13 protein-coding genes are annotated in these 15,043 nt (G+C 62.2%); 10 read left to right on the plus strand and 3 right to left on the minus strand.

Translation table 11 applies throughout. The features are described 5' to 3' along the window. Nucleotides 1–16: 16 nt before the first annotated feature. The 6 genes from MHX63_RS07780 (at nt 17) to pknB (ending at nt 8,865) form a co-directional block, all read left to right on the plus strand. A complete protein-coding gene (locus MHX63_RS07780; protein WP_239388001.1) occupies nt 17–514 on the plus strand; it encodes an FHA domain-containing protein in 498 nt (165 codons plus the stop codon). Continuing rightward, entirely contained in the window at nt 511–2,106 is a 1,596-nt protein-coding gene (locus MHX63_RS07785; RefSeq protein ID WP_255710575.1) for a protein phosphatase 2C domain-containing protein, read from the plus strand. Before MHX63_RS07780 ends, MHX63_RS07785 begins: the two co-directional genes overlap by 4 nt. A gap of 3 nt (nt 2,107–2,109) precedes the next feature. After that, a complete protein-coding gene (locus tag MHX63_RS07790; protein WP_239388002.1) occupies nt 2,110–3,417 on the plus strand; it encodes an FtsW/RodA/SpoVE family cell cycle protein in 1,308 nt (435 codons plus the stop codon). After that, nucleotides 3,414–4,862: a penicillin-binding protein 2 gene (locus tag MHX63_RS07795; protein ID WP_239388003.1), complete on the plus strand. Its 1,449-nt coding sequence runs from the start codon at nt 3,414–3,416 to the stop codon at nt 4,860–4,862. Before MHX63_RS07790 ends, MHX63_RS07795 begins: the two co-directional genes overlap by 4 nt. Nucleotides 4,863–4,865: 3 nt before the next feature. Continuing rightward, the gene (locus MHX63_RS07800) at nt 4,866–6,521 is read left to right on the plus strand and encodes a serine/threonine-protein kinase (RefSeq protein WP_239388004.1); all 1,656 of its coding nucleotides are present in this window, start codon (nt 4,866–4,868) and stop codon (nt 6,519–6,521) included. A 157-nt stretch (nt 6,522–6,678) separates the two neighbouring features. Further along, complete coding sequence (gene pknB, locus MHX63_RS07805; RefSeq protein WP_370644057.1) at nt 6,679–8,865, plus strand: Stk1 family PASTA domain-containing Ser/Thr kinase; 2,187 nt, start codon at nt 6,679–6,681, stop codon at nt 8,863–8,865. Nucleotides 8,866–8,888: 23 nt separating this feature from the next. On the opposite strand, the gene MHX63_RS07810 is transcribed toward pknB, so the two are convergent. Further along, on the minus strand, nt 8,889–9,617 hold the full coding sequence (locus MHX63_RS07810) for an aminodeoxychorismate/anthranilate synthase component II (RefSeq protein WP_239388005.1): 729 nt from the start codon (nt 9,615–9,617) through the stop codon (nt 8,889–8,891). A 139-nt stretch (nt 9,618–9,756) separates the two neighbouring features. Here MHX63_RS07810 and crgA point away from each other — a divergent pair, with 139 nt between their 5' ends. Beyond that, complete coding sequence (crgA, locus tag MHX63_RS07815) at nt 9,757–10,029, plus strand: cell division protein CrgA (protein WP_005292638.1); 273 nt, start codon at nt 9,757–9,759, stop codon at nt 10,027–10,029. A 41-nt stretch (nt 10,030–10,070) separates the two neighbouring features. Here crgA and MHX63_RS07820 read toward each other — a convergent pair whose 3' ends face one another. Together MHX63_RS07820 and MHX63_RS07825 are read right to left on the minus strand one after the other, a co-directional pair. After that, nucleotides 10,071–10,796 (minus strand): rhomboid family intramembrane serine protease, encoded by a 726-nt coding sequence (locus MHX63_RS07820; protein ID WP_239388006.1) that lies wholly within the window; start codon nt 10,794–10,796, stop codon nt 10,071–10,073. Nucleotides 10,797–10,803: 7 nt separating this feature from the next. Then, complete coding sequence (locus MHX63_RS07825; protein ID WP_370644058.1) at nt 10,804–11,328, minus strand: peptidylprolyl isomerase; 525 nt, start codon at nt 11,326–11,328, stop codon at nt 10,804–10,806. A 155-nt stretch (nt 11,329–11,483) separates the two neighbouring features. Here MHX63_RS07825 and MHX63_RS07830 point away from each other — a divergent pair, with 155 nt between their 5' ends. The 3 genes from MHX63_RS07830 to MHX63_RS07840 are packed head-to-tail and all read left to right on the plus strand — an operon-like array spanning nt 11,484 to nt 14,970. Further along, complete coding sequence (locus MHX63_RS07830; RefSeq protein ID WP_239388007.1) at nt 11,484–12,893, plus strand: hypothetical protein; 1,410 nt, start codon at nt 11,484–11,486, stop codon at nt 12,891–12,893. 49 nt (nt 12,894–12,942) lie between these two features. Beyond that, nucleotides 12,943–14,502 carry an anthranilate synthase component I family protein gene (locus MHX63_RS07835; protein WP_370644059.1) on the plus strand — a complete coding sequence of 520 codons (1,560 nt, stop codon included), beginning with the start codon at nt 12,943–12,945 and terminating at the stop codon, nt 14,500–14,502. 48 nt (nt 14,503–14,550) lie between these two features. Beyond that, nucleotides 14,551–14,970 carry a YccF domain-containing protein gene (locus MHX63_RS07840; RefSeq protein ID WP_239388009.1) on the plus strand — a complete coding sequence of 140 codons (420 nt, stop codon included), beginning with the start codon at nt 14,551–14,553 and terminating at the stop codon, nt 14,968–14,970. Nucleotides 14,971–15,043 lie beyond the last annotated feature (73 nt).

A 15,043-nucleotide genomic window follows, 5' to 3' on the forward strand; every position in this document is an offset into this window, starting at 1 on the left:
TGAGGAGTTGAATACCGTGCAGACCACGCTGCTTTTGCTGGTCAAGATTGGCCTGCTGCTTTTGCTGTGGTTCTTCATCTGGATGACTGTTCGCTCCCTCAAGAAGGATGCGGATCGTACCTCCGGCTTGGCTCCTGCGGGGATGGCTCCCATCGCGGCGGGATACGCCGGCCCCATGAACGAACCCTCATCTTCCGGACATGCTTTCCGCAGGCACAAGGCGCCTCATTCCCTAGAGCTCACCAGTGGCCCGCTGACCGGCACCACGCTGAACCTCGAGGGATATCAGGATGTCTCCATTGGTCGCTCACAGTCGTGCACTTTGGTGTTGGAGGACGACTTTGCCTCCGGTACTCATGCGCGTCTGATCCGCCGGGGCTCGGATTGGTACGTCGAAGACCTCGACTCCCGCAATGGCACCTGGATCGGTAACGAGCGCCTGGACCAGCCCGTTAAGCTTTCCGCCGGTATGGAAATCCGCATCGGCCAAACCCACGTGAGGATGGACGCATGACCGAGGGTAAAAACGGAAACATCGGGCGCACTCTGAACTACGCGGCGTGCTCTGACCGTGGCCTGGTTCGCGGCAATAACGAAGACTCTGCCTATGCTGGCCCGCGTCTGCTGGCTTTGGCTGACGGCATGGGTGGCCACGCCGCCGGCGAGGTTGCCTCCCAGTTCCTCATTAATGCTCTCAGCCCCCTGGATTCCCCGCTGATCGACGAGCCTAACAACCGCGATCAGCTGGAGAATCTACTGGCCACGGCCACGGACGAGGGCAACCAGGACATCGCCGCACACGTCGACGAGCACCCAAACTTGGACGGCATGGGCTGCACCCTGACCTCCATGCTTTTCCGCGAGGACGAGGTCGCCATCTGCCACATCGGCGATTCCCGTGGCTACCGCCTGCGCGACGGCGAGCTGCGCCAGGTCACCAAGGATGACACGTTCGTGCAGTCCCTCGTCGATGAGGGCAAGCTCGACCCCGCGGATGTAAGCAGCCACCCACAGCGTTCCCTCATTCTCAAGGCCCTCACCGGCCGCCCCGTCGAGCCGACTCTATGGCGCGAAAAAACGCAGGTCGGCGACCGCTTCATGCTCTGCTCCGACGGGCTTTCGGATCCCGTCAGTATCGACACGATCCGCGAGATTCTCTCCCGTGGCACCCCGGAGAAGGCTGCCCGCAAGCTCGTTGAGATGGCGCTGCGTGGCGGCGGCCCGGACAACGTCACCGTTGTTGTTGCCGATGTTGTTGGTTTTGACGCCGACTCCAACGCCCCGACGGACCCAGAGCTCACCCTGCCACCCCGTCCGGTGATGGCGGGAGCTATTGCAGGTGAGGCAGTGGATATGCCACGACCGAATTCTTCGGCAGCCCGCGCAGCGGCAATTCAAGGGCTGTCGACAACGACGGCGGCGTCACCAGAAAACGATAAGGAAGACGACGAACCCGAACCTGCGACGGCCAAGGGTAGCCACGATCGCACAGGTAAAGGCAACAATGTCCACGGCGATGGTCAAGCCGCAGGCGATGCAGAGCCCAGCGCGGCCAAAAAGCCGAAGAAATCCCGGCGCGGGCTGTGGGTGACCCTGGCGATCATTCTGGCCGTTGTGCTGGCGGGTGGCGCGGTGACCTATGTGATGTACCAGCGAGTGAAGGACACGTACTACGTCACCGCGGATAACTCGCAGATCAAGGTGATGAACGGCACTGATTCTTCCGTGATGGGACTCAAGCTGAACTCTGTGCACCAGGACGTCTGCCTGGACGACGAAGGCAAGGCAACCTTCGTGGATCCGGGTGCGGGCGGCGATTGCCACCTGTTTAAGACCTCCGATCTGACTCCGGCAGCGCAGGGCGCACTGTCGGACCTGCCGGAGGATTCCTACGACAAGGTCACCGGCCAGGTCAACCGTTTGGCGGAGCAGACGCTGCCGGTTTGTGTGACGCGGGTGCCGGCGGACGGAGGCAAGAGCGGCTCCGACAAGGACAACGAGGACGACAAGGCCAAAGACAAGAAGGACAGCAAAGACAACTCAAAGAAGAGCGAAGCGCCCGAAGACCTCACGACCCCCGGAGTCTCCTGTCGCGAGGTGAAGTAACTTATGAAGCTTTTTAGCCGACGCACCGAGGCTGGCCTGTTGCTGCTGGCCGCCGTTGTTTTGCTGCTGGCCATCGTGGCGCTGGAGATCTCGCAGGGCAAGGAAATCAGCTCCGAGGTGTTCTACCTGGTCGGTGGATTCTTCGTAACCTTCCTGGTGGCGCACCTAGTGGTGTGCTGGACGGCCCCGGAAGCCGACCAGATCATGCTGCCCATCGCTGCCCTGCTCAATGGCCTGGGGCTGGTGATGATCTACCGGCTGGACCTCGGCTCAGGGCTCACACTGGCGAAGTCGCAGATTATGTGGACCGCCCTGGGTGTGATCCTGTTCTGTCTGGTTATTGGCTTCCTGCGGGACCACCGTTCGCTGCAGAACTACTCTTATCTGCTGGGCCTGGCGGGCCTCATCCTGACGGCCCTGCCGATCATCTGGCCTACCTCCCTGAACGCGGACGCAAAAGTGTGGATCAGCATCGGCCCGTTCTCTATCCAACCCGGCGAGTTCGCAAAGATCATGCTGCTGCTGTTCTTCGCCGCACTGCTGGTGAATAAGCGCCGCCTGTTCAACGTGGCCGGCAAGTCCTTCCTGGGTTTGCAGTTCCCGCGTCTGCGCGACCTGGGCCCGCTGTTTCTGGTGTGGGGCATCGCGCTGATGATCATGGCCGCGCAGAATGACTTCGGCCCTGCCCTGCTGCTGTTCGGCACTGTGCTTGGCATGCTGTACATAGCCACCGGCCGCGCCTCCTGGCTGGTGCTGGGCCTCGGCCTGGCTTTCATCGGCGCATTCGGCGTGTACCAGATTTCGGCGAAGATTCAGGATCGCGTGTCCAACTTTGTGGATCCTCTGGCGAACTACGACGGCAACGGCTTCCAGCTCTCCCAGGCCTTGTTTGGCATGTCCTTCGGTGGCGTGACCGGCCGCGGCCTGGGCGAGGGTTACCCGAACAACATCCCCGTCGCGCACTCCGACTTCATCCTGGCCGCCATCGGCGAGGAACTGGGGCTGATCGGTCTGGCGGCCGTGCTGCTGGCTTACACAGTGTTCGTCTCGCGCGGTTTCAACACGGCCATGCGAGCTCGCGATTCCTACGGCAAGCTCGTTGCCGCGGGGCTGTCGCTGACGATCGCCATCCAGGTTTTCGTGGTCACCGGTGGTATTTCCCGCCTGCTGCCCATGACCGGCCTCACCACGCCGTTCCTGTCGCACGGTGGTTCGTCGCTGTTGGCGAACTACATACTGTTGGCAATTATTCTTCGTATTTCTCATGACGCCCGCACGCCCCTGGCCATTAAGGAAAGGGAGGAAGCATGAACCGCTCTATCCGCGCGGTAGCCATCTTTAGCTTCATCTTGGTGGTCGCCCTCATCGCAAACCTGACCTACATCCAAGGCTTCCAGCAGAAGTCGCTGGCGCAGAATCCGCTGAATTCGCGTCAATTCCTAGAGGCCAAGTCGAAGGAACGGGGCAGGATCATCGCCGGCGACCAGGTGCTGGCGAAGTCTGTGAAGGATTCCGACGACTTCTACGACCGCGAGTACCCGTACATGTCCGCCAAGTACGGCTCCGTGATCGGCTACCTATCCGACCAATATGGTGCCTCGGGTATCGAGTCTTCCCAGAACTCCATCCTGACCGGCGAGGACGATTCCCTATTCGCCACCCGCACGTGGGACATGCTGACGGGCAAGGAAGCCGGCGGGGCGAACGTGGAACTCACGCTCAATCCGCAGGTGCAGGAGGTAGCCTACGACCAGTTGGCCAACAAGGGTTACTCCGGTTCCGTGGTGGCCCTGCGCCCGTCCACGGGCGAAGTGCTGGCAATGGCCAGCACCCCCTCGGCCGACCCTGCGCAGATTGTCGGCCCGCCGGCCGAGCAGGCCAAGACGAACTTCGAAAACTACGCCAACGACGATTCGGCCCCGCTGTTGAACCGCTCCACGCAGCAGATCCAGCCGCCGGGCTCGACGTTCAAGGTCATCACCACCGCGGCCGCACTGGAGGAGGGCGACACCCCGGAGACCTCCGTGACCGGCGCGCCGCAGATCACCCTGCCGGATACGACCACAACTCTGGAAAACTACGGCGGCGCGGCCTGCGGTGGTGGCGGCAACACCACCCTGCGCGAGGCCTTCAAGCGTTCCTGCAACACCGCCTTCGTGGACATCTCCACCCGCCACGGCGCGGATAAGTTCAAAAAGATCTCCGAGAATTTCGGCATCGGGGAAAAGGACGACTACCTGGGCTTGCCGGTGGAGCCTTCTCGCCTGGGTGACATCCCGGACGGTGCGGCTCTGGGTCAGTCCTCCATCGGCCAGCGCGACGTGGCGCTGACTCCGCTGCAGAATGCGGTGATCGCCGCAACCATCGCCAACGGTGGTGTGCGCATGAAGCCTTACCTGGTTAGCAAGATCACCGGCCGCGATCTTTCCACCCTGCGAACCACCAAGCCGCTGAAGGCTCAGCGTGCGGTGCCGGAGGAAACGGCCGATACGTTGAAGGATCTGATGGTGGAGGCCGAAAAGTGGGCCGGCGGCGATGCCTCCATCGCTTCGAAGACGGGTACCGCCGAGCACGGCGAGGATTCTCGCAACTCCGACCCGCACGCCTGGTACATCGCGTTTTCCACCTCCGCCGATGTGGCGGTAGCCGTTCTGGTGGAAAACGGTGGTGACCGCGGGCGGGCGGCTACCGGTGGTTCGGTGGCCGGCCCCATCGGCCGAGCCGTGATCCACGCAGCAGAGAAGGAGCAGCAGTAGGCGATGAGCGATTCCCGTCAACCCGACCGCACCGAAATCGAGCGGACGCAGCGGCTTTTGGGCGAGCGCTTCGAGCTGCAGTGGATCATCGGCCGTGGTGGCATGTCCACCGTGTGGCTGGCCCACGATATCGAAAAGCAGCGCGACGTGGCCGTTAAGATCCTCAAGCCGGAGTACACAGAAAACGAGGAGTTCCGCACGCGCTTCCGCAATGAGGCCTCCGCAGCGCAGGATCTCGACAGCCCTAACGTCGTTGACACCTACGAGTCCGGCGAAGTCGAGGATCCGGACAACGGTACGGTGTTTTGCTACATCATCATGGAGTACATCCGCGGTGAGTCCCTGGCCGATGTGCTCTCGCGCGAATCCTCGCTGCCGCAGAATCTGGCGCTGGACGTATTGACGCAAACTGCTGCGGGGCTGATGACTATCCACGAAGCCGGACTGGTGCACCGCGATATTAAACCGGGCAACCTACTCATCACCTCCGATGGGTTCGTGAAGATCACGGACTTTGGCATTGCCAAGGCTGCCGCCGCAGTGCCATTGACCCGCACGGGCATGGTGGTTGGAACCGCCCAGTACGTCTCCCCCGAGCAGGCTCAGGGCGACCAGGTCGGCCCGGCCAGCGACGTGTACTCCTTGGGCGTGGTCGGCTTCGAGATGCTGGCGGGCTACCGCCCATTTTCCGGCGAATCCACCGTGTCCGTGGCGATCAAGCACATCTCAGAAACCCCGCCGGAACTGCCAGAAGAGGTCGACCCCAACCTGCGGGAATTGATCAAGGTATGCCTCCGCAAAAATCCGCGGACCCGCTACGCCGACGGCGCGGAGCTCGTAGCCGCCACTGTCATGGTGACCGAGGGGAAGCAACCCCCGTCACCGCACAACGTGCCAAACGTAAGCCCCGAGCCACACCCGCTGACCGAGCAGCTAGGCAACGTTGCCAGCGGACCGGGGACTCGAGTGCCCTCAGTGCCTGGGCCCGGGTATGAGCCGGGATCAGGACACGGGCCCGGTCAAGATCCCGGCTACCCTGATTCCCCCGGCCCAGCTGCCGCTGCAGGTGCCCCGGCCACAGGCACGGGCTACCCCGCGATGGCGCGCGGAACGGGTGGGGGGCAGGGGGCGTCACCAAAAAAGAACCGCTTGATCATCGCGGTGCTGGCTCTGGTGAGCATCCTCGCGCTTGCGCTGGCCACCTTCCTGCTGACGAACGGTGGCGACGAAGAAGCGCCTAATCCATCGACAATGACCGTAACCAACGAGGTCACGACCAGCCCGACGGAGGAAGAAGGAGAGCCGGCTAACCCGGATGGCAACGTCCCCGCGCCGGTTGACCCGGGGCCGACGGACACGACAGATGGTCCGGAACCCGCACCGGGGACTGAGACCACGCCGGAACCGCCGGAGACCTCCGACGAGCGAGAGCCTTCGTTCCCCACCTTGCCGACCATTCCGAACGGTGGTGGGCGCGGCAACGGCAACGACAACGGCGGCAATGGTGGTCAGGGCGGCAACGGCGGCAATGGAGATAATCACAACACTGCCCGCCCGAACGGCCCGCAGACGAACGACAACGCAACCTCGGCGGACACCGATGTACCTGCCGAATTGCGCAATATGGAGGCGGATCCGGAAGGCCAACCAGTGCTTTAAGCACGATATTCTTAGGCAATGTGAAAGGGATAGAACTATGTCCACACAGCAATTTGGACTAGGATTTGTTAATCAAAGTGACTAGAGAATCATTTTGGGGTTAACTAGCGGCGCTGAGCCAGCAACATTGAGAGACGCAGACAAAGGAGCAGAAGGCGTGGACCGAATCGGTACAACCTTGGGCGGTCGATACCGCCTCGGTGCCAAGATCGGCACCGGTGGCATGTCTGACGTGTACGCCGCTACCGATGAACTGCTCGGCCGCGACGTTGCAGTGAAGATGATGCGCCCCGACCTGGCGCGAGACACCACCTTTCTGGAGCGCTTCCGCCGCGAAGCGCAGAATGCTGCGAAGCTGAACCACCCCGCCATCGTCGCCGTCTACGACACGGGTCAAACCCCGGAAGAGGACGGTGCGGTGCCGTACATCGTCATGGAGCGCGTCCACGGCGAAACGCTGCGCGACATCATCCAGGACTCCGGCAAGATGAGCCTGAACGATGCCGCGGCGGTCATGTCCCAAGTCTGCTCGGCACTGTATTTCTCGCACGAGGCGGGCATCATTCACCGCGATATCAAGCCGGCGAACGTCATGATCACCAACACCGGCGCGGTGAAGGTCATGGACTTCGGTATCGCACGCGCACTGAGCGATAGCTCCTCTGCTATGACACAAACCGCCGCCGTCATCGGCACCGCCCAGTACCTCTCCCCCGAGCAGGCACGCGGCCAGTCCGCCGATGCACGTTCAGATATTTATGCAGCCGGTTGTGTGTTCTACGAGCTGGCCACGGGCAAGGCTCCCTTCCACGGCGAGTCGCCCCTTTCCGTTGCCTTCCAGCACGTGCAGGAGAACCCGGAGGCGCCTTCCCAGGTTCTGGGCATGCACCTGTCGAAGCGCGAGGCTTTAAGCCTGGACTCCATCACTCTGACCGCTATGGCGAAGTCGCCGTCGGATCGTTATGACGACGCGCAAGAGATGGCGACGGACCTGAAGCGTCTTTCCGAAGACCAACTGCCGCTGGTCGCCCAGGCCTATGCCAATGACGGCGACTCGGCTGATACTGGTTCTCACACCGCGGGCGGTGCTGCTGCCGGTGCCGCTGGCGCTGCGGGGTTGGCTGCCGGTGCCGCTGCTGCGGGCGCGGCGGGTGCGCACGCGAATAATGACGACGCGCAGACGTCAGTGATCCCCGCTAGCCATGGCGCCGCTAACGGAGCCGGTGCCGGTGCCACTGCTGGGGCTGCTGCCGCTGGCAACGGTGGGGGCGATGGCTACCACGACGGCAATTACGATGACGGCAATTACGATGACGGCGAATACTACGACGGCGAGTACGACGATGATTATGACGGCGAGTACGCCGACGAGTACTACGAGGATGAACCCAAGCGCCGCTGGTGGGCACCCATCGCTTGGGTGGCAGGTATCGCCGCATTAATCGCCGGCGGTTACTTCGCCTACCAGGCATTTACCGGTGACGAAGAGCCAGAAAAACCTATCGCCGAAGCCGAGCAGGTGAAGATCCCGCTTGTGGCTAACAAGGACCGCGCCGAGGCGGAGAAGATTCTCAAGGACGCAGGGTTCGAGGTAACGGTCGAGCAGACCACGCACGACAAGATCGCGCGCGGCAAGGCCATCGGCACCGACCCGGCGGCCAACGCATCCGTGGACCGCGGCACCGAGATCAAGCTGTTGGTCTCCAGCGGCCGAGAGATCACCGATGTGCCGGATCTGACGGGCAAGACCACGGAGGAAGCGGTTCAGCTTCTGAAGGATGCGAAGCTGGTGCTGAACAAGGAAGTTAAGGAGGATGCCAGTGATGATGTGCCAAAGGGCAAGATCATCACGCAGACTCCGCCACAGGGGTCGCAGGTCTCCACGGGCACGAAGGTGACAATCACCGTCTCCACGGGTCCGGAGGACGTTCGCGTACCTGTAGTCACCGGCCAGCAGGTCGAGGATGCCCGGGAGAATCTGGAATCCGCTGGCTTTAAGGTGGTTGTGCAAAATGTCGATTCTGTGGAGCGGAAGGGTCAGGTGCTTTCCGCCACCAGCGAGGGTGAGAAGCTAGCCAAGGGCAGCGAGATCACCCTGGAAGTGTCTCTGGGCAACCAGTTCGAGATGCCGTCTCTGCAGGGCAAGAAGTTCGGTGATGTGTTCCGCGAGCTGCAGGCCGCCGGCTGGCGCGGTACCCCGGATCAGCTACACCGGGAGAACAAGAACACCACGGATCTGGGTCGCGTGGACGAGGTCGCGCAGCAGTCCATCCACAGTGGTGAGGTAATCAAGCGGGACGAAGACATCACCGTCACGGTGTACGTCTTCAACCTGCTGCCCTAATAGCAGCGGCGCCCCTAGGGGTCCTAGAGCATTGTGGCTTCGGCGCTGATCGCGCCGGTAACCTCCAGCTGCTCCTGCACCAGGCGATCCACCAGTTCGGCGGGCACTACCTCGCCCTTGCCGCTCAACCGCCCGGCTTCGTTCAGCCAGTTCGCCAGCATCAGGTGACCGTACTGTGTCATCACGGACTCGGGGTGGAACTGCACGGAGTGTATCGGCAGCGCCTGGTGGCGCATCGCCATAATCATGCCGGAATCGGCAGTCGCCGTGACCTTCAGCTCCACCGGAACAGTGTCGGGATCGACGGTGAGCGAGTGATAGCGCGTCACTCGGAACGGGCTCGGCACCCCGGCCAACACACCAGTGCCGTCGTGGGCCACGGGCGAGGTCTTGCCGTGGAAGAGTTCGTCTGCCCGCACGACGTTCGCACCAAAGTGCATGCCGATCGCCTGATGCCCCAGGCACACCCCGAACAGTGGAATCTGCTGTTCAACAGCGATTTTCAGCACGTCCAGCATGTGACCTGCCGCGTTCGGTTCGCCAGGTCCAGGGGATAGCAGAATCGCGTCGAAGCCCTGCAGCATGTCCGCCAGCGCATCTGTCTTGGCCCCGTCTGGGTTGCCGGCGCCGGTGAGCTCGGGGGCGTCATTGCGCAGTACCACACAGTCGTCCCCGCTGAAGCCCAGCTGTCCGATGTATTGCACGAGGTTGTAGACGAAGCTGTCGTAATTATCGATCACGAGAATGCGCATAGCAAAGAGTTTAGCGTGGCAGCGTGCATGGCTTTGTCGCGGTGTGCTGCTACTATCGTCTGGTACGTATTTTGCCCATGGGCGCTCGGTACCTCGTAGGCCGTCCGCTCCGCAGTCAATCGCTTCGAGGTTTTGAACAATGCCAAAGTCCAAGGTTAATTCCGCTGAGGAGAACTACTCCAGCTCCTCTTCCGCGGACCGTCGCACACCCGTGAAGCTGAACTCCAGCGGTACCCCGCGTTGGTACATTGTGCTGATGCTCGCGCTGATGCTTCTGGGCCTGGCCTGGCTGGTTGTTAACTACATTGCCGGCCCGGAGATCCCGTTCATGCGCGATCTGAACGCATGGAACTACCTGATCGGCTTCGCCCTGCTGATCGTGGGCCTGCTGATGACCATGGGTTGGAAGTAGCGCCCGAGTTACCTCCCGGCACTGCTCCTAGTGGGGCGACCCTAGTAGTGCCACTCCAGGCCGGTCCAGATGGTGAAGGCCAGGATGGCCGTCGCGGCGAGTGCTGCGACGGTCTTTTTTCTTGTTGACGCCCCCACGCCCCCGTTGCTTTGCTCCCCAACAGTGCTGGTAATGAATGCGATGACGGCGCCTCCGGCGAGCCCGCCGATGTGGCCCCATAGTGAGACATTGGAGTACATGAGGGAGTATCCGAGGTTCACCAGTAGCAGAATGATGGGCCCGCGGAGGTCGCGCTGCCGTATCCGCGACAGGGAGATGAGCATGGCGAATAGCCCGTATCCGACGGTGGAAGCACCGCCGACGGGGACGTTGGGCTGAAAGTACATGCAGGCCAGCGCGCCGCCAGCGGCGCTGGCGACGATGAGGCTGAGCATGACTACTGGCCCGTAGAAGCGTTCGACATCGCGGCCGATCAGGAAGATCAGCAGCATGTTGAAGCCCAGGTGGGCAAGGCTTAAGTGAACGAATGCGGCGGTGAGGATACGCCACCATTCACCGAAAAGGGTGACATTGGCGGCGTTAAAGAGCATCTCCCGCCCCAGGTTGTTCGAGCTGAGGCCGAACATGGATCGGCCGTCGAGTGGGCTGGCAATGCTGCCGGATTGAAAAACCGTCACCACGTAGACAATGCAGCAGGCTGCGATGAATACGTTGGTGACGGAACAACGCCGGCTATTTCGGCGGGCTTGCGTGTCCAGCCACGGCAAGGAGTTTTTACTCCTGGATCTCGACAGACTCGATGACGACGTCGTCGTTCGGGCGGTCCATGCGGTCAGTTGCGACGCGGGAGATCTTTGCGACGACCTCCTGGGACTCCTTGTCGGTGATCTCACCGAAGATGGTATGGCGGTTGTTCAGGTGCGGGGTGGCCGTCACCGTGATGAAGAACTGGGAGCCATTAGTTCCAGGGCCAGCGTTGGCCATGGCCAGCAGGAACGGGCGGTCGAACTGCAGCTCCGGGTGGAACTCGTCGCCGAACTGGTAGCCCGGGCCACCGCGACCGGTACCGGTCGGGTCGCCGCCCTGGATCATGAAGCCATCGATGATGCGGTGGAAGATCGCACCATCGTAGAACGGGCCTTCGTTGGTACCGGAGGCGTTGGGCTGGGAGTACTCCTTGGTGCCCTGTGCCAGGCCAACGAAGTTGGCTACGGTCTCCGGCGCGTGGTTGCCAAACAGATCGATGGCGATGTCGCCTTGGTTGGTGTGCAGAATTGCGGTTGCAGTCTTGTTAGTCACGGTGATCCATTGTACTAAAAAGCCGCGGCGACTTCCGGCACCTTAGCGACTCAAAAGCGGTATTGGCCATCCGGCGGGGATTTTTCTTTAGGATGGGTGCTAGCACGAACACATATTGAAATACCCAAATAAATCCCCAAGGAGCATCCCGCACGATGAACCCCACCACGTTGAAGCTGGCGCTGCGTGGCGCCAAGCAGGGTCGCACTATGTTGAATAACCGCAAGGAGTTTAAGCGCCGCCAGGAGTTCGACGCGCTGCAGCAGCTGCGTGACAACCTGGCCACGGAGGGCGAACGAGAGGGCATCATCGCAGGTTCTCCGGCTCACGTGAAGGCCGTTGCAGAGCTCATGCTCAAGGAAGAAGATGCTGCGGCGGCCCTTGAGCAGGCACGTGCAGCTGCGGCTGTTGCGGACATGAGCTCCACCGGCTCCCAGAACACTGCCGAGACTTCAAGCAAGGCAGAAAAGGCACACGACAAGGCTGAGAAGAAGGCCGAGGCCGCAAAGAAGAAGGCTGCGAAGGCACAGGCCAAGGCAGCCAAGAAGGCCAAGAAGGTTGAGGGCGATGCTGCTGGGAAGGTGGCGTCGCTAAAGAAGAAGGGCGAAGAATTGAACACCGATGATCTGACCGAGAAGCTCGGCGCGGATGCCGAGAAGTTGCGCAAGAAGATCGACAAGCGCACGCAGAAGCTGCGCAGCCGTTTCGACGAGGCGCAGGAGAGGGCTCAGAAGAAGGCCGGCAAGAAGGCCAAGAAGCGTGAGCAGAAAATCGCTCAGCTCACCACGGCGCTGAAGGAAAACGCTCACGATCTGCAGGAACGCGGCCAGGCTGCGACCAGCAAGCTGTACGAAGAGGCCGAGTCCCGTGGCGGCGACCTGGCGAAGAGCGCCGAGAAGAACCGCAAGCAGTTGGCCAAGAAGCTGGAGGCCACCAAGAAGAAGGCAGCCAAGCGCGCCCAAAAGCAGGCCAAGGGTGCTCAGAAGGATGCCCGCAAGCGCGCCGCGAAGCTGGACAAGAAGGTAACGCGCGCCACCAACAAGGCGCAGAGCAAGGCGCTGGCGAAGGCTGAGAAGAAGGGGCTGAAGAAGCAGGAGAAGAAGGAGAAGGGCGGCCTGTTCGGCAAGTTCCTGCTGCTGGCCATCCTGGTTGCTGCAGGCGCTGCTGCATTTAAGTTCCTGCGTGGTGGCGAGAATGCTCCGAAGAACTCCCCGAAGGTGCAGGACTTCGCGGACAAGGCCACCGGCGCTGCCGAGAAGGCCAAGGCGAAGGCCGCCGAGGTTAAGGAGACTGCCGAGGCCAAGGCCGAGAAGTCCAAGACCGAGGAGCAAGCAGCGGAGAAGCAGGCTCCGGCTGCCCCCGCCGCACCATCCGCACCTGCCCCGGGTGCTCCGGGCGCTCCCGCACCGGGCGTAGCTGTTCCGGGCGCTCCGGCTGCCCCGCAGGCTGGTAGCGACCAGGGCGCTGCCGAGGCCACGGACGCAAACGACGCCGCCGAGGCCGACTTCCCGCTGGCCGATGGCCCGGGCGAGGATCCGGATGAGGGCGGCAAGCACCGCCTATAACCCGCACCCCCAGATCGCGCGCTGAATCCGGCGCGCGATAATGGCGTACATGACCCCGCGCCGCCTCACATTCCACACCATCCCGCTGCCGCAGGCAGACACTCGGGACATCACCGGAAGTGTCGCGCCGCGGGTCTTTTTGTCTGTATTTAATGACGCCCCCACCGCCGCCTGGCTGGACTCTTCCGGCAACGGCGGCGCCCTCAGTGTGCTGGCAAATAGCGCGGGTCCCCTAGCCCGAACGTGGATGCCGCAGGTGGAAAGCTCGAATACGTTCTTCGCGCAGCTCAGAGGCACTTTCGACGAGCCGGTTGAGATTCCGCGAGACTGGCCGTGCGACTTCGCCCTCGGCTGGGTGGGCGCACTGGGATACGGAGTGGAGGACATTGCCCGTTCCCGGGAAGACCACCCAGATGCGGCACTGCTGTTCACCGACCGGGCGGTCGTGATCGACCACGCACACGCGGTGGCCTATGCAATGGCAATACTGCCGAGTGCCGGGGAGGCCCATGCCGAGCAGCTGGAGTGGCTGGACACCACCGTCGCGGAGGTGCGACGGATCGCGGGCGAGGTCTCCGAGACAAGCGGTGCGGGACTAGAAGCCTTGCCGGGCAGCACCCCGCCCCGTGACACGGTGCCCGCCGAGTCCGTGACCATTGAGCGCGCAGCGACTTTCCACTTTGACCAGCCGAAGCGGCAGTATCTGGCGAGCATCCAGCGCTGCCTGGATTACATTGCCGCAGGCGATAGCTACGAGGTCTGCCTGACAAATACCGCCCGCGGGCCGGCACTGCGGGAGCTGGTCAACCCGCGGCTCACTCAGCAGCCTGGCGAGCATCCAGCACTACACCCCGGCGAGCAACCCGGCGCGAACTCGCCCCACGCACCGTCACCGGAATTACTGGCCTACCTGCGGCTCCGCGAGGTCAGCCCGGTTCCCTATGGTGCGTTTCTGCGCTTTAGCCGCCCTGATCAGGCGCCACTGCACATCCTCAGCGCCTCCCCCGAAAGGTTTCTGAAGGTTTCGCCGGAGGGAGAGGTCTCCGCCAAGCCGATCAAGGGCACCCGCCCCCGTTGGGAGGACGAAGCGGCGGATGCGAGGGTGCGTCAGGAATTAATGAGCAACCCCAAGGACCGGGCGGAGAACCTGATGATCGTTGACCTGCTGCGCAACGATCTTGGTCGGGTGTGCATCCCGGGCAGTGTGGAAGTCCCAAAGATTTTTTCGGTGGAGAGTTTCTCGCACGTCCATCAGCTGGTCAGCACCATTACCGGCCAGCTCCGCCCAGGACTCGGCGCCGTCGATGCAATTGAGGCCAGCTACCCCGGCGGTTCGATGACGGGCGCGCCAAAGATTCGGACGATGGAGATTATCGAGGAGCTGGAGCCGCATCCGCGCGGGTTCTATTCCGGGGCGATCGGCTGGGTCTCCCCCAATTCCGCCGCAGAGCTGAACATCACGATCCGCACGCTCGTCGACGATGGCGCGGAGTGTTCTTTCGGAGTCGGCGGCGCGATCGTCGCGGACTCGGATCCGCTGGCGGAGTACCAAGAAACGCTAGTGAAGGCGGCGGCGCTACTAGACGCACTCGGCGGCCAGCTCGGCTGAGTTCTCTATAGCGTCGTAACCCGCACCTGCCCCTATATTGTGGAGTTCATGGAACTTATTCGACTTATCCTCAACATCGTTTGGTTTATCACTGCCGGCCTCTGGCTGGCTATCATGTACGTCATTTTTGGTCTGGTCGCCTGCTTGCCGATTATCACAATCCCATTCGGCGTGGCCAGCTTCCGTCTAGCCAAGTTCGTTATCTGGCCCTTTGGGCGCGAAGCTGTGGAGACCGACATCCCAACTGGGATCGCAGCCGCTGGCAACATCATCTGGTTTATCGTCGCCGGTGTGTGGCTGGCCATCGGACACATCGCGACCGCTGCCGCACAAGCGGTCACGATTATCGGCCTGCCTCTAGCTTGGGCAAACCTAAAGCTGATCCCCGTAACTTGCTTCCCCTATGGCAAGCGAATCGTGAATTCGGAGGATGAGCAGGCACGGCTTTTAGGCCTCAGCCGCCGATAGGTTAGCCTGAAAGAAAGCTATGCATACCCGCAATGGCAGCGATGCTGGAGCGAGTGTGGCTGTAACGGTAGGC

The sequence above is a fragment of the Corynebacterium sp. ACRQK genome, from assembly GCF_022345965.1.
Classification (GTDB): domain Bacteria; phylum Actinomycetota; class Actinomycetes; order Mycobacteriales; family Mycobacteriaceae; genus Corynebacterium.